Annotated in this window: 18 protein-coding genes; 6 read left to right on the top strand and 12 right to left on the bottom strand. The window is 54.9% G+C overall.

The genetic code is table 11. The features are described from left to right. Nucleotides 1-133 precede the first annotated feature (133 nt). The 4 genes from thyA to rppH all read right to left on the bottom strand — a co-directional run bounded on the left by thyA (nt 134) and on the right by rppH (nt 4755). Nucleotides 134-928: a thymidylate synthase gene (thyA, locus tag BN2591_RS20195; protein WP_086873599.1), complete on the bottom strand. Its 795-nt coding sequence runs from the start codon at nt 926-928 to the stop codon at nt 134-136. A 6-nt stretch (nt 929-934) separates the two neighbouring features. Further along, a complete protein-coding gene (gene lgt, locus BN2591_RS20190; RefSeq protein ID WP_086873598.1) occupies nt 935-1810 on the bottom strand; it encodes a prolipoprotein diacylglyceryl transferase in 876 nt (291 codons plus the stop codon). Between the two features lie 155 nt (nt 1811-1965). Next, nucleotides 1966-4212 carry a phosphoenolpyruvate--protein phosphotransferase gene (ptsP, locus tag BN2591_RS20185; protein ID WP_086873597.1) on the bottom strand — a complete coding sequence of 749 codons (2247 nt, stop codon included), beginning with the start codon at nt 4210-4212 and terminating at the stop codon, nt 1966-1968. 12 nt (nt 4213-4224) lie between these two features. Next, the gene (gene rppH, locus BN2591_RS20180) at nt 4225-4755 is read right to left on the bottom strand and encodes an RNA pyrophosphohydrolase (protein WP_017457684.1); all 531 of its coding nucleotides are present in this window, start codon (nt 4753-4755) and stop codon (nt 4225-4227) included. A gap of 681 nt (nt 4756-5436) precedes the next feature. Between rppH and mutH the strand changes: the two genes are divergently transcribed. The 4 genes from mutH to BN2591_RS20155 all read left to right on the top strand — a co-directional run bounded on the left by mutH (nt 5437) and on the right by BN2591_RS20155 (nt 8446). Then, nucleotides 5437-6132, top strand: a complete 696-nt coding sequence (gene mutH, locus BN2591_RS20170; protein ID WP_086873596.1) for a DNA mismatch repair endonuclease MutH — start codon at nt 5437-5439, stop codon at nt 6130-6132. A gap of 65 nt (nt 6133-6197) precedes the next feature. After that, nucleotides 6198-6911, top strand: coding sequence for a TerC family protein (locus BN2591_RS20165; RefSeq protein ID WP_017457682.1), 714 nt, complete (start codon nt 6198-6200; stop codon nt 6909-6911). A gap of 146 nt (nt 6912-7057) precedes the next feature. After that, nucleotides 7058-7276 (top strand): lipoprotein YgdR, encoded by a 219-nt coding sequence (gene ygdR, locus BN2591_RS20160; RefSeq protein ID WP_007370351.1) that lies wholly within the window; start codon nt 7058-7060, stop codon nt 7274-7276. A gap of 129 nt (nt 7277-7405) precedes the next feature. Then, nucleotides 7406-8446, top strand: coding sequence for an NADP(H)-dependent aldo-keto reductase (locus BN2591_RS20155; protein ID WP_086873595.1), 1041 nt, complete (start codon nt 7406-7408; stop codon nt 8444-8446). A gap of 3 nt (nt 8447-8449) precedes the next feature. On the opposite strand, the gene lplT is transcribed toward BN2591_RS20155, so the two are convergent. Both lplT and aas read right to left on the bottom strand, forming a co-directional pair. After that, entirely contained in the window at nt 8450-9643 is a 1194-nt protein-coding gene (gene lplT, locus BN2591_RS20150; protein WP_086873861.1) for a lysophospholipid transporter LplT, read from the bottom strand. Then, the gene (gene aas, locus BN2591_RS20145; RefSeq protein ID WP_086873594.1) at nt 9636-11795 is read right to left on the bottom strand and encodes a bifunctional acyl-ACP--phospholipid O-acyltransferase/long-chain-fatty-acid--ACP ligase; all 2160 of its coding nucleotides are present in this window, start codon (nt 11793-11795) and stop codon (nt 9636-9638) included. The genes lplT and aas overlap by 8 nt, the downstream gene beginning before the upstream one ends. A gap of 605 nt (nt 11796-12400) precedes the next feature. On the opposite strand from aas, the gene galR reads away from it, so the two are divergent. Further along, entirely contained in the window at nt 12401-13405 is a 1005-nt protein-coding gene (gene galR, locus BN2591_RS20135; protein WP_086873593.1) for an HTH-type transcriptional regulator GalR, read from the top strand. On the opposite strand, the gene BN2591_RS20130 is transcribed toward galR, so the two are convergent. The 5 genes from BN2591_RS20130 to BN2591_RS20110 are packed head-to-tail and all read right to left on the bottom strand — an operon-like array spanning nt 13378 to nt 17759. Beyond that, entirely contained in the window at nt 13378-13842 is a 465-nt protein-coding gene (locus BN2591_RS20130) for a GNAT family N-acetyltransferase (RefSeq protein WP_086873592.1), read from the bottom strand. The genes galR and BN2591_RS20130 overlap by 28 nt on opposite strands. Next, nucleotides 13839-14612: a GntR family transcriptional regulator gene (locus tag BN2591_RS20125; RefSeq protein WP_065370137.1), complete on the bottom strand. Its 774-nt coding sequence runs from the start codon at nt 14610-14612 to the stop codon at nt 13839-13841. The genes BN2591_RS20130 and BN2591_RS20125 overlap by 4 nt, the downstream gene beginning before the upstream one ends. 56 nt (nt 14613-14668) lie before the next feature. Beyond that, the gene (locus tag BN2591_RS20120) at nt 14669-14986 is read right to left on the bottom strand and encodes a PTS sugar transporter subunit IIB (protein ID WP_086873591.1); all 318 of its coding nucleotides are present in this window, start codon (nt 14984-14986) and stop codon (nt 14669-14671) included. Between the two features lie 9 nt (nt 14987-14995). Continuing rightward, complete coding sequence (locus tag BN2591_RS20115) at nt 14996-16423, bottom strand: glycoside hydrolase family 1 protein (protein ID WP_086873590.1); 1428 nt, start codon at nt 16421-16423, stop codon at nt 14996-14998. A 7-nt stretch (nt 16424-16430) separates the two neighbouring features. Then, on the bottom strand, nt 16431-17759 hold the full coding sequence (locus BN2591_RS20110) for a PTS sugar transporter subunit IIC (protein ID WP_017457673.1): 1329 nt from the start codon (nt 17757-17759) through the stop codon (nt 16431-16433). A 274-nt stretch (nt 17760-18033) separates the two neighbouring features. Between BN2591_RS20110 and BN2591_RS20105 the strand changes: the two genes are divergently transcribed. Then, nucleotides 18034-19047: a LacI family DNA-binding transcriptional regulator gene (locus BN2591_RS20105; protein ID WP_086873589.1), complete on the top strand. Its 1014-nt coding sequence runs from the start codon at nt 18034-18036 to the stop codon at nt 19045-19047. On the opposite strand, the gene lysA is transcribed toward BN2591_RS20105, so the two are convergent. Further along, nucleotides 19044-20306 (bottom strand): diaminopimelate decarboxylase, encoded by a 1263-nt coding sequence (gene lysA / locus BN2591_RS20100; RefSeq protein ID WP_086873588.1) that lies wholly within the window; start codon nt 20304-20306, stop codon nt 19044-19046. The two genes, BN2591_RS20105 and lysA, sit on opposite strands and share 4 nt — an antisense overlap. Nucleotides 20307-20388 lie beyond the last annotated feature (82 nt).

The raw sequence follows: 20388 nt of genomic DNA, 5'->3' as shown, positions 1-20388 counted from the left end.
TTACGAGGTCGTACGAAAGAAATACGTCATGTTGCAGTGAGTTGCAGGCGAGGTGGAAGGAGGGCCGAAGAAGCGATTATCAGATAAAAAAAACCGGTACGTTGCCGCACCGGTTATGACATGTTGTTAGCAATCAGATTGCGACAGGCGCTTTGATGGCCTGATGCGGATCGTAGCCTTCAATTTCGAAGTCTTCGAAACGGTAGTCAAACAACGAGTCAGGCTTACGCTTGATAACCAGTTTCGGCAGCGCACGCGGTTCACGGCTTAATTGCAGACGCGTTTGTTCCAGATGATTGCTGTAAAGGTGGGTGTCGCCACCGGTCCAGACAAAATCGCCCGGTTGCAAATCGCACTGTTGAGCCATCATATGCACCAGCAGCGCATAGCTGGCGATGTTGAACGGCAGACCAAGGAACACATCGCAGGAGCGTTGGTAGAGCTGGCAGGAGAGCTTGCCGTCCGCCACATAGAACTGGAAGAATGCGTGACAAGGGGCCAGCGCCATTTTGTCCAGCTCACCCACATTCCACGCGGAAACAATAATGCGGCGTGAATCAGGGTCGTTTTTCAGCTGATTAATAACCGTCGTGATCTGGTCGATATGGCGGCCATCAGGCGTAGGCCATGCGCGCCACTGTTTGCCGTAAACCGGGCCAAGATTGCCCTCTTCGTCGGCCCATTCGTCCCAAATGGTGACTTTGTTTTCGCGAAGATAGGCAATATTGGTGTCGCCCTGCAGGAACCACAGCAACTCATGAATAATTGAACGCAAATGGCAGCGCTTGGTGGTCACCAGCGGAAAGCCGTCCTGCAGATTAAAACGCATCTGATGGCCAAAAATAGACAGAGTGCCTGTCCCTGTGCGGTCGTTTTTCGGGGTGCCTTCATTCAGCACCTTTTGCATCAACTCTAAATACTGTTTCATGGTTCCTCAGGAAACGTGTTGCGGCGAACGATGGCGGTACGCCCAAATCATCATGATGGCGCCTGCAACGATCATCGGAATGGAGAGGATCTGCCCCATACTGATGTATTGCACCCACTCGCCGGTAAACTGGGCGTCAGGCTGACGGAAGAACTCAACGATGATACGGAACGCGCCGTAGCCAATCAGGAACAAGCCGGAGACCGCGCCCGTCGGGCGAGGTTTGCGAATAAACAAGTTAAGGATGATAAACAGCACAACGCCTTCCAGCGCCAGTTCATACAGCTGTGACATATGACGCGGCAACATGCCGTAGGTGTCAAAAATTGACTGCCATTCAGGGTGCGCGGGCAGCAGCGCCATATCTTCCGCGCGTGAGCCAGGGAACAGCATGGTATAGGGGAATGACGGATCAACGCGTCCCCACAGTTCACCGTTGATAAAGTTACCCAGCCGCCCTGCGCCAAGGCCAAACGGAATCAGCGGAGCAATAAAATCAGAAATCTGGAAGAAGCTGCGTTTGGTGCGTCTGGCGAAAATAATCATCACCACAATCACGCCGATCAAACCGCCATGGAAGGACATGCCTCCGTCCCATACGCGGAACAGATAAAGCGGGTCGTCCAGGAAAACCGGGAAGTTGTAGAACAGCACATAGCCGAGGCGGCCGCCAAGGAAAACACCGAGAAAGCCCGCGTAAAGCAGGTTTTCAACTTCGTTTTTTGTCCAGCCACTGCCCGGACGATTCGCCCGGCGCGTTGCCAGCCACATCGCAAAGACGAAGCCCACCAGGTACATTAATCCGTACCAGTGGAGAGAAACCGGTCCAATGGAAAAAATCACCGGATCAAAGTCCGGGAAATGCAGATAGCCACTGTTCATCTTTCACCACAACTTGTTGTTATTCCGCCGAAAGTGGACAGCGGTTCACCTACGCGACCGCAATTGCCGGTCGCTCCAAAGCTGCGAATCATAGCATAAGGCACCGCGAGCGGGTGGCGGCGAAGTTGTAAAAGTTATGTATATCCCTGAACCGGCTAAATTCCGCCGCGAATCAGGCCGCCCAGCCCACGTCGTTCCATAAATGCGGCAATTTGATGACGCACTTCGGTCGCCAGTTGCGCATCCAGCGTACGTCTCGCCAGCGTTTGCGCCTCTTCACAATCAATGCGACGCAGCAAATATTTAATGCGCGCTACTGAGCGTCCATTCATGGAAAGATGGCGATAACCCAGTCCAATCAGCACGGCAACACACATCGGATCACCGGCCATTTCACCGCACAAGCGGATATCAATGCCTAACCGTTCTGCTTCATCGGCAACCATCGCCAGCGCCCGCAGTACCGCCGGGTGCAAGCTGTCGTACATATTTGCCACGCGGGTATTGTTACGATCAACCGCCAGGATGTATTGCGTCAGATCGTTGGTGCCAATCGAGATAAAATCGACGCGGTTCGCCAGGTGCGACAACATAAACACCATTGACGGCACTTCCAGCATCACACCAATTCGCGGTTTAGGAATTGCGTAACCAATCATCTCTTCGACTTCGCGGCCGGCGCGCTCGATCAATCTGCGCGCTTCATCGATTTCGTCGATGCTGGTGATCATCGGCAACAGAATGCTGAGATTCCCGGTTGCCGCATTGGCGCGCAGCATGGCGCGCACCTGCACCAGAAAGATTTCCGGCTGGTCGAGCGTAATCCGAATGCCGCGCCAGCCAAGGCAAGGATTCTCTTCGCTGATGGGCATATAGGGCAATTGCTTATCTGCGCCGACATCCAGCGTACGCAGCGTCACGGGCTTGTCGTTAAACATCTGCAACATGCCCTGGTATTGCGCGACCTGCTCCTCTTCGGACGGGAAACCGCTTTGCAACATAAACGGAATTTCGGTGCGATAAAGCCCAATGCCATCGATGCGGCTGCCCAGTTTCTCTTCATGTTCCGGGCTTAAACCCGCGTTAAGCATCACCTTCACCCGCTCGCCGCTTTTAAGCTGTGCGGCCAGGTTCACATCATCTTCGGCAAGGCGGCTGAGTTCATTCTCTTCGCTGATAAGCCGCTGGTATTCCTGCAACAGCACCGGTTCAGGATCCACCAACAACTCGCCGCGATAACCGTCCACCACCAACATGCGACGTTGCAGCACGGCGGGCTGAATATCTGCCCCCATTACCGTCGGGATGCCAAGCGCACGTACCATAATTGCCGCGTGCGAGTTTGACGCGCCATCTCGCACCACCACCCCCGCCAGCCTGTCGTGCGGTAGCTCTGCAAGGGTGGTGGCGGAGAGTTCCTCGGCAACGAGGATAAAGCGCTCCGGCCAGCTGTTTGGCCCGGAAATAGAATCATCGAGGTGGAATAACAAACGCTGGCCCAGCGTGCGCAAATCACCTGAACGCTCTTTCAGGTAGCCATCGTTGAGCGCAGCAAACTGTTCGGCAAAACGTTCAATAACGGTTTTGACTGCCCATTCTGCCACCACGCCGCGGTCGACTTCTTCAAACAGATCACGGCGCAGGCGCGCATCGGAAAGCAGGTGCGAATAGAGATCGAAAATTGCCGCCGTCTCTTTTTGCGCCCCGGCGGCGAAACGTTTGCTGTAACGGCGAAATTCGTTGGCGGCTTCTTCAAGCGCCGCCGTTAGCCTTTCGCGCTCAAGCGAGGTATCAAGCGTCGAGGCCGGATAAACCTGCTCCATTAACGGCAGCGTTTCGTCGACCCATCCTTCAGCGATAGCAACCCCCGGCGCTGCCGGCAAGGCGCGAATTCGCGTCTGCCGATACTGGCCAAACAGCGCGTTTAATTGTGACTGGGAGAGAATGGCCGCCATCTGGGTGGCAAGCGTGACCAGAAAGGACTCTTCGCTTTCATCATACTGGCGTAGCTCGCGCTGTTGTACCACCAGCACGCCAAGCAATTGACGGCGCTGAATAATAGGTACGCCAAGAAAAGCGCGAAAGCGCTCTTCTTTAACAGAGGGAATGTATTTAAAACTGGGATGTTTTTGCGCATCCGCCAGGTTGATGGGTTCCGCCAGCCTGCCTACCAGTCCGACAATCCCCTGATCGAATGCGAGCGTGACGGTGCGACCGCGCGGCTTTTTTAAACCGCGCGTCGCCATCAGGTAATAACAACGCCGGTCGTGATCTGCGAGATAGACCGAGCAAACTTCGGTTTCCATCGCCAGACAAACGTCGGTAACCAATATTTCCAGCGCTTCGTTAAGGCGTGGCGCGCTGGCGACTTTCTCAACTATTTCTCGCAGTCGGGTGAGCATAATATGGGTGGCTTAACCTCGTTTACGTCGCCAGGCAGGCGCGCTTTGCGGCTTCGGAGGCGTTTCCTGAAGCGACATCACCGCGCTTGCAAACTCTTTCATCACCCGCCGGTAGACATCGCGTTTAAACGACACTACCTGGCGAACAGGATACCAGTAGCTCACCCAACGCCAGCCATCAAACTCGGGCGTACTACTGGTCTGCATGTTGATCTCACTGTCGTTGCCTATCAACTGCAAAAGAAACCATTTCTGTTTCTGGCCGATACAAACCGGCTTTGTGTCCCAACGCACCAAACGTTTCGGTAACTTGTAACGCAACCAGTTACGCGTAGAAGCAAGGATACGAACATCTTTACGACTTAAGCCCACTTCCTCGAACAGTTCCCGGTACATTGCTTGTTCCGGGGACTCGCCAGGGTTAATTCCCCCCTGGGGGAACTGCCATGAGTGCTGTCCAAAGCGCCTGGCCCACATGACCTGACCTTGTCGATTACAGATTACGATTCCCACATTTGGGCGGTAGCCATCGTCATCAATCACCGGACTACCTCAAAAAAAGTCTGAATAAAGCGATTGTTTCACACTCCCGGAAAACGGTAAACCACTCTATGACAGGGATACGAACGAATAACATTTGAATAACTCACAGTAATCATCAAAGTTATAAACAGAAAGCGAGAATGACGACGGTTTTTATTCACCTTTTCTGTGGATAGAGTTGTGAAAAAGTATGGAATTACCCCGGGAAAACCCGGAACAGTCTGAATAGCCCTGTTTGACATGAAAGAAATAACATACAGTAATTCATGAAGTTAAACAGGTTTCCAACCGTTAATAGCACCAGAATGTGACGATCATCACCTTAAGGATCCAGGCGCTGATGAAAGATCGAACAGAGCCGAATTTATCCACAGATTATGCCAATAAGTTAGGCACATTTTGTGCAGAATTTCGATTTTCATCGCACGTCAAGGCTGTAAATCGAAACAGTAGTGACACTTTTCCCCAGTTATCCCACTTTTCTGTGGATAACATGGTGTAAGATCCTGTTTATTGTCAGTGACCAGATTTGGAAAACCCGACACATAGTTGCGCAACTCATCAAAATCCTCTCAAAATTATCTTATAAATCATCAAATTGCTCATACCCCGCAGAAAAAGGTACACTGCCTGGCTACGGTGCAAAACTAGCGGTTACTTTTTAGACAAAAGGTTTTTGACATGTTCGCGTTGGCCCCTTTCACTTCACCGCCTGAATCAGAAACGCAATTGCTTGCCCAGGCGCAGCGCCTGGCGGGCTATACGCTCGGAGAACTGGCTGCGCTTGCCGGCTTGCCCGTTCCGCGTGATTTAAAGCGTGATAAAGGCTGGACAGGTGTCCTGCTGGAGCTGTGGCTCGGTGCCAGCGCAGGCAGTAAACCCGAGCAGGATTTTGCCGCGCTGGGCGTTGAGTTAAAAACCATTCCGGTGGATAACCACGGCCGCCCGCTGGAGACCACGTTTGTTTGCGTGGCTCCCCTTACCGGCAACAGTGGCGTCGTGTGGGAAACCAGCCATGTGCGGCATAAGCTCAAGCGCGTCTTATGGATTCCGATTGAGGGTTCACGCGAGATCCCGGTCGCGGATCGTCGCGTCGGATCGCCGTTGCTTTGGAGCCCAAATGCAGAAGAAGAGCAGCAATTACGGCTCGACTGGGAAGAGTTGATGGACTTGATTGTGTTAGGCCAGGTTACCCGCATTACCGCTCGCCACGGCGAAGTTCTGCAACTGCGGCCGAAGGCGGCCAACAGTAAAGCGCTGACGGAAGCTATTGGTGAACATGGCGAAACCATTCTCACCTTGCCGCGCGGCTTTTACCTGAAAAAGAACTTCACCGGTGCACTGCTGGCGCGCCACTTTTTGCTCTCACCGCATTAAATTTTTGCCTAAGCCACAGCGGTGCTTATAATTAGCGCTTCTTTTTTTGGCAGGACTTTATAGAGATGTTATTTGCATGGGTAACCGATCCCAACGCCTGGCTCGCGCTCGGTACGCTGACGCTGCTGGAGATCGTTTTAGGGATCGACAATATTATCTTCCTCTCTCTGGTGGTTGCGAAGCTGCCTACCGCGCAGCGTAATCACGCACGTCGGTTAGGTCTGGCTGCGGCGATGATCATGCGGCTCTTGCTGCTGGCATCCATTGCCTGGGTAACAAGGCTGACACACCCGCTGTTCAGCGTGTTTGATCACAGCGTTTCCGCCCGCGATTTGATCTTGTTCCTCGGCGGCCTGTTCCTTATCTGGAAAGCGAGTAAAGAGATCCACGAATCGATCGAAGGGGAAGAGGAAGGATTGAAGACCAATGTGCATTCGTTCTTTGGCGCGATTGTGCAGATTATGCTACTGGATATTATCTTCAGTCTCGACTCGGTGATCACGGCGGTGGGTCTGTCCGATCATCTGTTCATTATGATGGCGGCCGTGGTTATCGCCGTTGGCGTGATGATGTTTGCCGCGCGTCCGATTGGCGAATTTGTTGACCGCCACCCGTCGGTCAAAATGCTGGCGCTGTCGTTTTTGATCCTCGTCGGCTTTACGCTGATTCTGGAAAGCGTCTCCATCCATGTGCCGAAAGGTTACATCTACTTCGCTATGTTCTTCTCCATCGCGGTTGAAACGCTCAACCTGATGCGAAACAAGAAGAATCCGCTGTAAACAAAACGCTTCCTCAACAGGGGGAGCGTTTTTTATCTTTGATCTGCCTTTAACAACTTTTTTCAGATTATCCTGCTTTTTCGTCTCCAGACAGCACGTTATTACTAAACTTGTTGTCAGATGCATGCCACCAGAGGATCAGAACGATGAAGAAATGGGCAGTGATTATCTCCGCAGTGGGGTTGGCTTTCGCCGTTTCCGGATGCAGCAGTGATTACGTGATGGCGACAAAAGACGGCAGGATGATCCTGACGGACGGTAAACCGGAAATTGACGATGATACCGGGCTGGTCAGCTACCGCGATCAGCAGGGTAATAAAATGCAGATTAACCGCGATGACGTATCCCAGATTATTGAACGCTAAGAAATTGCTATAAAGGTCAGTCACCTGCTGGCCTTTATTTGATTTTTCTCTTTCCCTTTTTCCTCCCCTCTGCCATGTTTATATTCCTTTGTCAGCTCAACTGACGTTGTACTTTTAAGGAAGCCGGCTATGCAGTATCACCGTATCCCCCACAGTTCGCTTGAAATAAGCACCCTGGGGCTGGGCACAATGACGTTTGGTGAACAAAACAGCGAAGCCGACGCCCATGCACAGCTCGATTACGCCGTCAGCCAGGGTATCAACCTGATTGACGTTGCAGAGATGTACCCTGTTCCGCCACGTCCGGAAACGCAGGGTTTGACGGAAACCTATGTCGGCAACTGGCTGGCGAAACGCGGTAACCGTGAAAAGCTGGTTATCGCCTCTAAAGTCAGCGGCCCAAGCCGTAATAACGACAGCGGTATTCGCCCGAACCAGGCGTTGGATCGCAAAAACATCCGCGTCGCGCTCGATGACAGCTTAAAGCGCCTGCAAACCGATTACCTGGATCTTTACCAGGTACACTGGCCGCAGCGCCCAACCAACTGCTTTGGCAAATTGGGTTACAGTTGGGTTGATAGCGCGCCGGTCGTGACGCTGCTGGAAACGCTGGAGGCGCTGACCGAGTGCCAGCGCGCCGGGAAAATCCGCTATATCGGTGTCTCGAATGAGACCGCGTTTGGCGTGATGCGCTATCTGCAACTGGCGGAAAAACATGAATTGCCGCGCATTGTGACCATTCAGAACCCGTATAGCCTGTTAAACCGCAGCTTTGAAGTGGGTCTGGCGGAAGTGAGCCAGTATGAAGGTGTCGAGCTGTTGGCTTACTCCTGTCTGGCGTTCGGCACGCTGACCGGCAAATATCTCAACGGCGCGAAACCCGCTGGCGCACGCAACACATTGTTTAGCCGCTTTACGCGTTACAGCGGTGAGCAGGCGCAAAAAGCGGTCGCGGCGTATGTGGATATCGCGAAGCGCCACAATCTGGATCCGGCACAAATGGCGCTGGCTTTTGTGCGGCGTCAGCCCTTCGTCGCCAGCACCCTGCTGGGCGCGACGACGATGGAGCAACTCAAAACCAACGTGGAAAGTTTGCATCTCGATCTCAGCGCAGACGTTCTGGCTGAGATCGAAGCGGTGCATCAGGTTTACACCTACCCGGCACCGTAACGGTTAACGGCGGCGCTGCCAGATCCACAGCGCCGCAATTGCCAGCGCAAAAATTACCCCAAAGCCAACGCCAGTGCCAATCACCGGCACACCCGCTTTCACCGCCAGCGAGTACAGGCCCAGCATTAGCAGCATGGCCATGTTTTCGCCGAGGTTCTGCACCGCAATCGCATTCCCCGCGCCAACGGACTCTTTGCCAATAGCTTGCAACAGCGCATTCAACGGCACCACAAAGAAACCGCCCAACATGCCGATCAGCATCAGCACGCCGTACGCTGGCAGTAATGCGTGTTGCAATGAAAACAGCACCACCGCCACGCCAATGAGAATGCCAGCAGGCATACAACGCGCCACAGTTTCCAGCGTCACCAGCTTCGCCGCCAGCCCGGCACCGGCCACAATCCCGACGGCGACCATCGCGTTAAGATACGTTGGCGTCGCGTTATCCGTGATCCCGAGCGCCACCGGCACCCACAGCACCAGCAGAAAACGCAGCGTCACGCCCGCGCCCCAGAACAGGCTAGTGCCGACCAGCGAAAAGCGTGTTTCACCGTTGCGCCACAGGCTTTTACAGGCGCTGAAAAAGCTGGAGGTCATCGGGGTAAAGCGCCAGGATTGCCCCGGACGCGCCGCCGGCAATTTTGGGATCATCAGGTTCGCGCCCACCGCCCCCGCATACACCAGCGCACAAACGCCAAGCGCCGCCAGCACATGCCAGTCGGCCAGCACGCCGCCCGCGACAGAGCCGAGTAAAATGGCGGCGATGGTCGACGACTCCATCAAACCGTTGGCTTTCACCAGCTTATCGCCGGTGGTGATTTCACCCAGGATGCCGTACTTCGCCGGGGAATAGGCGGCCGCGCCAATGCCGACTAACAGATAACCGACAAACGGATTGATGCCGACGCAAATACTCGCCGCGCCAATCAGTTTCAGACCGTTGGCGAACATCATCACCCGGCCTTTGGCGAAGCTGTCGGCGACCTGCCCGACAAAGGGCGCGAAAAGAATGTAAGCGCCCACAAACACCATCTGCAAAATCGGCTGGCTCCAGTCGGGATAAAACTCTGCTTTCAGCAGTGCCAGCGTGGCGAACAGCAGCGCGTTGTCGCCAAACGCCGAGAGAAACTGCGCGGCAATCACCGCCATCATCCCCCGCGACCACAGCGAGGAGTTAGTGCTTACTGACTCACGCATGCGCGGGTTCATCCTCTTCAACCATGCCTTTCAGCGTCACAAAATCAGGTTTGCCGCTGCCCAGCACCGGCAGTTGTTTCAGGAAGCGAATATCGCGCGGCACGGCAAGCTCCGGCACGCCCTGCGCCCGCGCCTGCTGTTGCAGCTTATCGCGCGTCAACTCACTGTCGGTGGTGAACATCACCAGCGCTTCGCCTTTGCTGGCATCGCTCTTCACTACCGTGGCATGCAGTTTCTCCGGCGAAACCGCCAGCGCCAGTTGTTCGACAATCTCCAGCGAGATCATCTCCCCGGCGATTTTGGCAAAACGCTTCGCGCGCCCCTGAATCTGCACAAAGCCCTGTTCATCAAAACGCACGATATCGCCGGTGTCATACCAGCCCGCTTCCATGTCGCCATTGATATTTTCCGCGGCGGGTGCTTCCAGCACGCCAGGGTTTTCCACCCGCAGATAGCCGGTCATCACGTTGGGCCCTTTCAGTTGCAGGCGACCACCGTCTTCAATGCCCGGCACGGCCATTAGCCGCGCATCCATCCCCGGTAAGATCCGCCCGACGGTGTCCGGTTTCGCCGCCATCGGCACGTTGATGGATACCACTGGCGCGCACTCGGTCACGCCGTAACCTTCGAGAATGCGCAGACCAAATTTGTCCTGCCACAGCTGGCGGGTACTGTCCTGCAATTTTTCAGCACCGGCAACCACGTAACGTAAGCGGAAGAAATCATACGGGTTGGCAAAACGCGCATAATTGCCAAGGAACGTCGAGGTGCCAAACAGCACGGTGCAGTTACGGTCATACACCAGTTCAGGGACAATGCGGTAGTGCAACGGGCTCGGGTAAAGAAACACCTCCGCGCCGGTAAATAACGGCGTGAATAACCCCACCGTCAGGCCGAACGAGTGGAACAGCGGCAGCGCCGACATAAAGCGGTCGTTGGCGGTGAAATCGGCGATGGTTTTGATCTGCTCCACGTTTGCCAGCAGGCTTTTATGGCTATGTACCACGCCCTTCGGATTGCCTTCAGAACCAGAGGTAAAGAGGATCAGCGCCGGATCTTCCGGTTTTTGCGGCAACTGCGCTTTTAATGGCGTCAGTAAATGGCGGAAAATCCACAGCTTGTCTTCCCAGCTGACATCGCCTTTCAGATCTTCCAGGTAAACCCAGCGCACTTGCGTGAGCTGCTCCGGCAGATGCCACAGCTTGCCTTTATCCATAAAAGTACGGGAAGTGAAGATGGTTTTGATCTGCGCCGCCGTAATGGCGCTACTCAACCCTTTCACGCCGGCGGTGTAGTTCATCATCGCCGGGATGCGTCCACGCGCAATCGCGCCGAAAATCACCGCCGCGCTGATCCCGGCGTTTGGCAACATCAGGCCGATTTTCTCGCCCGGCGCGCTGTATTTATCCAGAATACGGGCAACAAACAGCGATTTAGTCAGCAGCTTGCGATAGCTATCCGGTGTGAAATTGATGTCTTCAACGCAGGGCTTATTCGCACCATAGCGATACTGCGCGGAAAGCAACGCTTCGAACAGCGTTTCGCGCGGACGCACGGCCATGCGCGCTTCCATCATGATTTGGTGCAGCATTTCGCCCGCCAGCTTGCGACGATCACGCGCACGCGGCGCATCCGGCATCGGCAGATGTGTAGGCGGCAGAATATGCAAGGTAATACGCGGGAACAGACGCTGTTTTACCAGCCCTTTCAGGCGGCTGAAGTAGGTTAGCTCCGCGCCGTCAATGCGCAGTGGGATCACCGTCGCGCCGGATTTTGCCGCCACGAACCCTGCACCGTCGTAAATTTTCATCAATGATCCGGAAACCGAAATGCGTCCTTCCGGGAAAATCACCACCGGACGGCCCTGTTCCACCAGTCGCACCAGATGTTTAATCGACATCGGTTTGGTCGGATCCAGCGGCACAAAATCAATAATTGAGCTTATCCAGCGCATATACCACTGGGTGCTGATGGAGGTGTAGACCGCGAAAACCGGGCGAACAGGCAGGAATAACGCCAGTAAAATGCCATCAATAAAAGAGACGTGGTTGGGGGTAATGAGCACACGTTCACCGTGCAGCGCCTGCGTGTTGCCGGTCAGTTGTACGCGAAACAACACACGGAACAGGCCGCGGAAAAAGCCCAGTAGCATTTCAACTCCTTTTGCCAGTCAATTAAGTACGTTACCAAATTGTGGCAGATTACATGAGAAGTGCGGCGGGTTAAAACGCGGGCGAAAAAAAACCTGCGCGTCCGCGCAGGTTGGTGCAAGAAATGAGTACGAAAAGCGTACCGAATAAATCACCAATCAATACCTCTGGGACTTTGATTGTCGCGTGCGCCACCGCGCCTCACCAGCGGGAAAAAGCAAGAGAGTGAGCCGAAGTGAAACGAGGTGTGTCCATTCGCGATTACTGTTACAGACTGAAGGTAAAAAAAAAACCTGCGCATCTGCGCAGGTTGGTGTAATTCGAGTGTGCAACCCTGGGGGCTACGTTCACCTATCAATACCTCTGGGAGTTCTACTCTGTCACGGGGGGATACCCGCCACCAGCAGACAATCGAAACAGCCCTTCGCAAAGTGTAACTAAAGGTTGTGCCTGAATTACTTTGCAATTTCCCGCGTGTAACGCTTTCACTGATTTCCTTCGCGTCAGCTCACGTTTGCAGATACCTGCCGGGCAGCTTCCTTGATTAGGCGTCTCTTTTCCGTAACACTATGCAGCGTGTAAACGCTTACCCAAAGGAAGGTGCGTAATGGCGACTATTAAAGATGTCGCGCGGCTGGCAGGAGTTTCGGTCGCAACGGTTTCCCGCGTGATAAACGACTCGCCAAAGGCGAGCGAATCCTCGCGCCAGGCGGTGCAAAGCGCAATGGATGCGCTCAATTACCACCCGAATGCCAATGCCCGCGCGCTGGCGCAACAGTCCACCGAAACCGTAGGTCTGGTGGTGGGCGATGTTTCCGATCCCTTTTTCGGCGCCATGGTGAAAGCCGTTGAACAAGTGGCTTCGGCCACAGGCAATTTCTTATTAATTGGTAATGGCTACCATAACGAAGATAAAGAGCGTAAAGCCATCGAGCAACTGATTCGCCACCGCTGCGCGGCGCTGGTCGTTCATGCCAAAACCCTTCCGGACGATGAACTCGCCTCGTTAATGCAGCAGATGCCGGGCATGGTGTTGATCAACCGTATTTTGCCGGGTTTTGAACAACGCTGTGTCGCGCTTGATGACCGTTACGGTGCCTGGCTGGCGACTCGCCATTTGATCCAGCAGGGCCACACGAAAATTGGCTATCTCTGTTCCAACCACGCGATTTCTGATGCAGAAGACCGACTGCAGGGCTATTACGATGCGCTGAAAGAGAATGGTTTGCCCTGCAACGACCGGTTGGTGACGTTTGCCGAGCCGGATGAAAGCGGTGGTGAACAGGCGATGACCGAGCTGCTCGGTCGTGGGCGTAACTTTACCGCCGTCGCCTGTTATAACGATTCGATGGCCGCTGGCGCGATGGGTGTGCTGAATGACAACGGCATTGAGGTGCCGCGTGAGATTTCCCTGATTGGTTTCGATGATGTGCTGGTGTCGCGCTATGTGCGCCCGCGCTTAACCACCGTGCGCTACCCGATTGTCACCATGGCAACACAGGCCGCCGAGCTGGCGCTGGCGCTGGCGGAAAACCGTCCGCTACCGGAAATCACGCACCTGTTTAATCCAACGCTGGTGCGTCGTCATTCGGTGATTGCGCCGCAAGAGTAGCGATAAAGGTGCACGGTCTTGTCAGGATAGTCGAGACCGTCGCCAATGTAGCGCCAGCCAAAACGTTCGTAAAAATCGCGACACGCCGAGTAAAGGTGCAGCTCCTGAAAACCCATCGCTTTCGCCTGCTCGATAACATGGCGCTGTAACTGCCCGGCCAGCCCCTGCCCGCGCGCGCTCTCTTTCACATACAGCGCCGCCAGCCACGGGAACAGATCCTGGCGGCTGATCAAATCGCAGCGCCACAGCCCAACAGTCCCCAGCAGTTGATCCTCATCCACCAGCACAAAAGTAAGCGGCAACTGCCCGGGCCGCTGGCTGTGGGCAATGATACTGGCGAAGAAATCACGCGGTAGCGAGTCGCCAAACTCACGCCATAACCAGTCCACCACCTGGTCTGCAAAGTGTGGCGCGTCGTACAGAGGAATAATCTTCATACGATCTTGCCCTGAAAAATCGGTACTGATTCAAACAGGTAGCCGTCAAAGTCAGGCGCATCCTCGTCGGAAAGCTCCAGCAGGCTCTTTTTGACATTTTCCAGATGCTGCCACATCGCTTGCCATGCGCCCATCACATCGCGGCGGCGCAGCGCTGCCAGCAGCGTCTGCCGGTCGCCCAGCCATTTCAGGCGATAGGGGCGGCTGGCAATATGCACGTTGAATTGTTGCCACAGCGGGCTGCTGTCCATGTGGTGCCAGATACTTTCCACCGTCGCCAGCAACATCTGGTTTTGCGAGGCGCCCGCCAGCACAAGGTGGAACATTTTGCTGTTGTCCTGCGACGTGTCGTTCATCGCGATGGCGCGCTGCTCCTGCTCAAGAATGCGACGAAGATTATCGATATCCGCGCGTGTCGCCATTTTGGCGGCAAAGGCGGCGATATTGCTCTCCAGTAATTGACGCGCCTGTAAGATCTCAAACGGGCCTACATCGCTACTTAAAAAGCGCTCCTCTTCGTTTTCATGCTCCTGCGGAATACGCATCACATAAACGCCGGAGCCCTGGCGAATATCCACCGTGCCTTGCAATTCAAGCATCAACAGCGCTTCACGCACGATGGTACGGCTAACGCCATATTTTTCGGCGATATTGCGCTCCGGCGGCAGGCGGGAGCCCACGGGGTAATGCCCCTGGATTATCTGCTCGCGTAAATCTTCGCCAATCTCCTGGTACTGTTTTTTTTCCGGCGGGACGACGGCCTTCTCCACAATATCACCTGCAAGTCTGAGTTATCGCGCAGGCCGGGCGCCCCGGCCTGTCGGCGCTATCTTACCAAAGCCAACGCCTGATCGAGAACCTTCGCGCCGTTTAAGGTGCCGTACGCCACCGAATCGATCACATCAATCGGAATGCCATATTCATCGGTTAACTTTTTATTTTCCGCCAGCTTAAAGCGCACCTGCGGCCCCAACAGCACGGCGGTGATCTCGGCGGCATAACTTTGCAGCTCATCGCGCAGGGATTGCTCAGCAATGGCATAGATCTTCAGCTCAAGGCCGCGCTCCGCCGCCGCTTTTTCCATTTTGGTCACCACCAGCGATGTGGACATCCCGGCGGAGCAGCACAACACAATACGTTTCATGGTGGCTCCTTATTTCCATTCGTCATCAATAGTCAGGGTCAGCTGGCGTTCGTCGCGCAGCTTGCGAAACCAGCCAGCAGACTTTTTCGGCCGACGGTCGCGGTTGTTTTGCAGGTCAATCTCAATCAGGCCATAGCGGTTTTTAAACGCGTTCATTGGCGAGACGTTATCGGTAAACGCCCACAACATGTAACCCTGGCAGTTCGCACCCGCTTCTCTGGCGCGTAGCGTCTGGTATAAATGCGCGGCAATAAAATCAATGCGGTAATCATCCTCAATGGTGCCCGCCGCGTTGCGAAACTGCCCTTCGTTCTCAATACCCATGCCGCTTTCAGCAACAAACCACGGAATGTTGCCGTAGTCATTTTTGAGGCGCATCGCCATGTCGTAGATGATTTCCGGCAAGATCTCCCAGCCTCGAGATTTGTTCATTTTTCTGCCCGGCAACTCAAAAGGCTCGTAGTAGTACGCCGGGTGGAAAGGCGTTTCCGGGTGCCAGGCGCGCGACGGCGCTTTTACACGGTGCGGGTAGTAAAGGTTAATGCCCAACTCATCCACCGTGTTATCGCGGATGATCGCCAGCTCTTCCTCGCTGTAATCCCACGCGACCTGGTGTTTTTCCAGCAACCGGAACAACTCCGGCGGATAGTGGCCTTTCACCATCGGATCAAGAAACACGCGGTTATAGAACAGATCGTAGCGTTCGGCGGCCAGTACATCATGCGGCGCGCGCGAACGCGGGTAGGTGACTTCCGGGTTGAGAATACAGCCCACGGTACCCTGATACCCCTTCTCGCGAAATAGCTTCACCACTTTCGCGGTGGCCAGGTTTTTGTGGTGATTCCACTGCATCCAGGTGCCGGTGTTCTGCTCATAAGGCCAGCGCAGCGCGTCAAGGTAGACGCGGGTTTGCACCACAATCGGCTCGTTGAAGGTGAACCAGCGGGTCACTTTATGGTGAAAACGCGCAAACACCTTTTCGACATACAACAGGTACAGCTCAACCACTTTTTTTGACGCCCAGCCGCCATAGGTTTCCAGCAAATAACCCGGCAGTTCGTAATGCTCCAGGCAGATCATCGGCACAATGCCGTGGCGCTGCATCTCGTCAAACAGTTCGTCGTAATACGCGGCATAGCGTTCATCGACCACGCCGTTTTCATAATCGGTGAGAAAGCGCGACCAGTTGATCGAGGTGCGATAGTGGGTCAGCCCCGCCTGTTTCATCAGTTGCACATCTTCACGAAAGCGCTGGTAGAAGTTGGTCGCCACCGCCGGGCCGTAGCCGTCGTGCCAGACATGACGATCGTTTTTGTACCAGAGATCGGGCCAGGAATCCTGGCCCTCCCGCTTATCTGTCCAGCCTTCGGTTTGCCAGGCGGAGGCCGCCGCGCCCAGGATAAACGACGGCGGTATCGCAATTGTTTTCGTGCTCATTCCATCCTCAGGCGTTGTTAGTGGCTTCGGCTTGCAATTGCGCTTGTTCGGCGCGGCGAGAAGCAATTTTCACAAACGGCAGATAGATAATGACGGAAGTGATAATGCAGATAAGCTGCGTCACTACCGCGCCCATTGAACCGGCGGTTGACAGCCAGGCGTTGATCAACGGCGGTGTCGTCCACGGCACCATCACCACTGCTTTCCCGGCAAAACCGGTCACCGTGGCGAAATAACCGATCGAGCCGGTCACCAGCGGGGTGATGATGAACGGGATCGCGAGGATCGGGTTGAGCATGATCGGCATGCCGAAAATCACCGGCTCGTTAATGTTAAATACCCCGGGCCCAATAGAGAGTTTGGCGATCTCTTTCATCTCTTTGCGCTTGGTGGCGATCATCACCGCGATCAGCAGGCCGATGGTTAAACCCGAGCCGCCGATGCTCATATAAACATCCCAGAACGGCATGGTGATGATGTTCGGCACCTCTTTGCCCTGCTCAAAGGCGCTCATATTGACGGTGATCGCCCCCAGCAGCAGCGGTTCGCGAATAGGCTTAATCATCTGGTTGCCGTGGATACCGATAACCCAGAACAATTGCGCCACAAACATCAGCAGCAAAATGCCCGGCAGGCTTTGCACCACGCGCTCCAGCGGCTGCTGTACCACCTGATAAACGGCGTCATACAGGTACATGCCGGTCACCTGGTGGAACACAAAACCGAAAGTGGCAATCACGGTGGTGGTGATGATCGCCGGGATCAGCGCGGAAAACGAAGCCGAAACGTTAGGCGGCACGGTGTCCGGCATTTTGATCTTCAGCCCGTCGCGGTTTTCCAGCCAGCAGTAAATTTCCACCGACAAAATAGCGATAAACATGCCGAGGAACAGGCTACGGGTATCGGAGAACTGGCGCAGCAGCACGTCTTTCACCACATGCATCTGTCCGTCGACCAGCATTTCCACCGTGGTTGGCGTGACGCAGATAAAACAGATTACCGCCAGCAAACCGGGAAACAGCGTCTTAATACCGTTGATACGCCCGAGTTCAATGCCGATTAAGAACACCGCACCAATGTTGAGAAAATTCAGCGTGGCGTAGTTAATCGCACTGGTGATCGGCTTTAACGCCGCGAGAAAGGAGAGCGACTGGAAGCTGGCGAGGCCGTTTTTCGGATCCAGCACCATGTTGGAGATCAGGACGGAAAATGCGCCGACGATGATCACCGGCATCAGGGTAATAAACGAGGCTTTGATCGCCATGATATAGCGATAGCTGTTGAACTTTGTCGCAAAACTACCCAGAGAATCGATGAGCTTTTCTTGTAGGGCCATGAGTTAACACCTCAGTAAGGGGCTTTTTTATCGATGCAGGGATACAGCACAGTCCCATTTGGCATACCAAAAATAGCTATGCATGGCTGAAAGTTCTGTGACGAGCCTCCCAACCCGCTTACTGGTATTCCAAAACGAGACGGATAACGACATTGGCATACCACCTTACGCTTCGCAGGGATTTCCTGCACTTAGCGCAAACCGTAACGGCTGGCCTTAACCCGTGAAGTGAGTGTGGTAAACTGCGTTTCATTACGCGAAACGAGAACTCGTCATGGTCACAATGCTGGATGTCTCACTGCGCGCGGGCGTTTCGAAAGCAACGGTTTCCCGCGTGCTGAATGGTACGGGTCAGGTAAAAGAGAGTACCCGCAATCAGGTTTTTAAGGCGATGGAGGAGCTGGACTATCGCCCCAATTTTCTTGCCCGCTCGCTGGCAAACCGCACCAGCAACAGCATTGGCCTGGTGGTCTCCAGCTTTGATGGTTTCTATTTCGGCCGCTTATTGCAGCAAGCGTCGCGCCAGGCGGAATTGCACGGCAAACAGCTGATTGTCACCGATGGTCACGATACGCCCGAGCGCGAAGAGCTGGCGGTGCAGATGCTGGCGGACAGGCGCTGCGACGCCATTATTCTTTACACCCGGTTTATGAGTGAAAAGGCGATCTTAGCGCTGATTGACGCCACGCCAATGCCGCTGATTGTCATCAACCGCGAGTTATTCCAGGCGCACGATAAATGCGTCTTCTTCGAGCAGCAGGACGCGGCGTTCCAGGCGGTGGATTACCTGATTACACAACATCACCGGGATATCGCCTGTATTACCGCGCCAATCCACACGCCAACCGGTAAGGCGCGGCTGATGGGCTATCGCAAGGCGCTGGAAAAGCACGGCATTCGCTGGGATCCCGACAAAGTAAAATACGGTGACTCGACGATGACGCGCGGCTATGAGCTGTGCCAGCAGATGTTGCAGGAAGGGGTAAAATTCAGCGCGCTGTTCGCCTGTAACGACGATATGGCGCTGGGTGCTTCAAAGGCCATCTGGCAGGCGGGTTTGCGTATTCCGCAGGATATTTCGCTGTTCGGCTTTGATGACGCGCCGAGCGCACGCTGGCTGGAGCCGGGCCTGTCGACGGTCTATTTGCCCATCGACAACATGATCACCACCGCGATTGATCAGGCGATCAAGCTGGTGAACAACGAACAGATCGCCGCGATCCCACCGTTTACCGGCACGCTGGTGTTGCGTGAATCGGTAGCGGCGGGACCGGGCAGCAAGGCTTAGAGCCGCTCAAGACCGATCAGTTCTTCGATGGTCTGGCGACGGCGGATCAAACGCGCGACGCCGTTATCGAATAACACTTCCGGCAGCAGCGGGCGGCTGTTGTAGTTCGATGACATTGACGCGCCATACGCTCCCGTATCATGCAGCACCAGATAATCCCCGGCTTTCACTTCCGGCAACGCGCGGGTTTCCACCTTTCCGCCCTCTTGCTGGGTAAAGACATCCCCGGATTCACACAGCGGCCCGGCAACCACAGTATCAATCAGTGGCGCATGACGAAGATCGCGGCCATCGGCGGCCAGCGCCGTAATGTGGTGGTAGCTGCCGTACATCGCCGGGCGCATCAGATCGTTAAAACCAGCGTCGATCAGCACAAAGTGACGGCTGCCCATGTTTTTCACGCTGCGTACTTGTGAAACCAGTACGCCAGATTCCGCCACCAGAAAGCGACCCGGTTCGATCTCCAGTTTCACCGCGTGCCCGAGATGTTTAGCGATTTGCTCGCGCGCAGCGTTCCACAGCCCGTAATAATGTGCGGTATCCACCGGCTCTTCCCCTTCGTGATAGGGAATCGACAAACCACCGCCTGCGGAAATCGCCTGCAGATCCTGGCCGAAATCGACCACCTGGCGCACCATCGCGCCGCACACCTGCTCCAGATGGCCATAATCCACGCCGGAACCGATGTGCATATGAATGCCCGCCAGTTTCAACTGGTAGCGCTGCATTACCGCCAGCGCATCCGCCATGTCGCTGTACCAGATACCGTGCTTACTGTTTTCGCCGCCGGTGTTGGTTTTCTGGCTGTGGCCGTGACCAAAACCAGGGTTAACGCGTAACCAGACGCGATGGCCCGGCGAAACCGCGCCAAGCTGTTCCAGCATATCCACCGAACCGGCGTTCACTGCGATACCCAGTTCGCTCACCCGCGCGATAGTCGCCTCGTCCAGCACATCGGCGGTGAAGACGATATCGTCCGGGTGCGTGTGCGGATCGTAACCCGCCGCCAGCGCACGTTCGATCTCACCGAGCGAAACGGAATCGACCTTCACGCCCTGCTCACGCATCAGACGCAGAATATGAATATTCGAGCAGGCTTTTTGCGCAAAGCGCACCACGTCGAAGGCGCGAAGTTTAGCGATTTGCGCGCGAATGATTTGCGCGTCATAAACCCATACCGGGCAGCCAAATTCAGCAGGTAAACGCAGCAGATTAGCGGCGTTAAGATCGGTTTCAGTCTGGTGTAATGAGCGTGGCATGGTGACTCCGGGCAACAAAATTTTTAGTGATTACGCCACAGCGGGAAGAGAATAAAAAATATCGTTTTATCTGGACTCTATG

It is taken from the genome of Kosakonia pseudosacchari, assembly GCF_900184035.1.
Classification (GTDB): Bacteria; Pseudomonadota; Gammaproteobacteria; order Enterobacterales; family Enterobacteriaceae; genus Kosakonia; species Kosakonia pseudosacchari.
Note: the sequence above shows the minus strand (reverse complement) of the source record. Positions and strands in the feature narration are given on the sequence as shown.

Bases quoted from the DNA above. Each gene is read 5' to 3' on its own strand.
- thyA (WP_086873599.1), bottom strand. From the start codon at position 928: ATGAAACAGTATTTAGAGTTGATGCAAAAGGTGCTGAATGAAGGCACC.
- lgt (WP_086873598.1), bottom strand. From the start codon at position 1,810: ATGAACAGTGGCTATCTGCATTTCCCGGACTTTGATCCGGTGATTTTT.
- ptsP (WP_086873597.1), bottom strand. From the start codon at position 4,212: ATGCTCACCCGACTGCGAGAAATAGTTGAGAAAGTCGCCAGCGCGCCA.
- mutH (WP_086873596.1), top strand. From the start codon at position 5,437: ATGTTCGCGTTGGCCCCTTTCACTTCACCGCCTGAATCAGAAACGCAA.
- BN2591_RS20165 (WP_017457682.1), top strand. From the start codon at position 6,198: ATGTTATTTGCATGGGTAACCGATCCCAACGCCTGGCTCGCGCTCGGT.
- ygdR (WP_007370351.1), top strand. From the start codon at position 7,058: ATGAAGAAATGGGCAGTGATTATCTCCGCAGTGGGGTTGGCTTTCGCC.
- BN2591_RS20155 (WP_086873595.1), top strand. From the start codon at position 7,406: ATGCAGTATCACCGTATCCCCCACAGTTCGCTTGAAATAAGCACCCTG.
- lplT (WP_086873861.1), bottom strand. From the start codon at position 9,643: ATGCGTGAGTCAGTAAGCACTAACTCCTCGCTGTGGTCGCGGGGGATG.
- aas (WP_086873594.1), bottom strand. From the start codon at position 11,795: ATGCTACTGGGCTTTTTCCGCGGCCTGTTCCGTGTGTTGTTTCGCGTA.
- galR (WP_086873593.1), top strand. From the start codon at position 12,401: ATGGCGACTATTAAAGATGTCGCGCGGCTGGCAGGAGTTTCGGTCGCA.
- BN2591_RS20130 (WP_086873592.1), bottom strand. From the start codon at position 13,842: ATGAAGATTATTCCTCTGTACGACGCGCCACACTTTGCAGACCAGGTG.
- BN2591_RS20120 (WP_086873591.1), bottom strand. From the start codon at position 14,986: ATGAAACGTATTGTGTTGTGCTGCTCCGCCGGGATGTCCACATCGCTG.
- BN2591_RS20115 (WP_086873590.1), bottom strand. From the start codon at position 16,423: ATGAGCACGAAAACAATTGCGATACCGCCGTCGTTTATCCTGGGCGCG.
- BN2591_RS20110 (WP_017457673.1), bottom strand. From the start codon at position 17,759: ATGGCCCTACAAGAAAAGCTCATCGATTCTCTGGGTAGTTTTGCGACA.
- BN2591_RS20105 (WP_086873589.1), top strand. From the start codon at position 18,034: ATGGTCACAATGCTGGATGTCTCACTGCGCGCGGGCGTTTCGAAAGCA.
- lysA (WP_086873588.1), bottom strand. From the start codon at position 20,306: ATGCCACGCTCATTACACCAGACTGAAACCGATCTTAACGCCGCTAAT.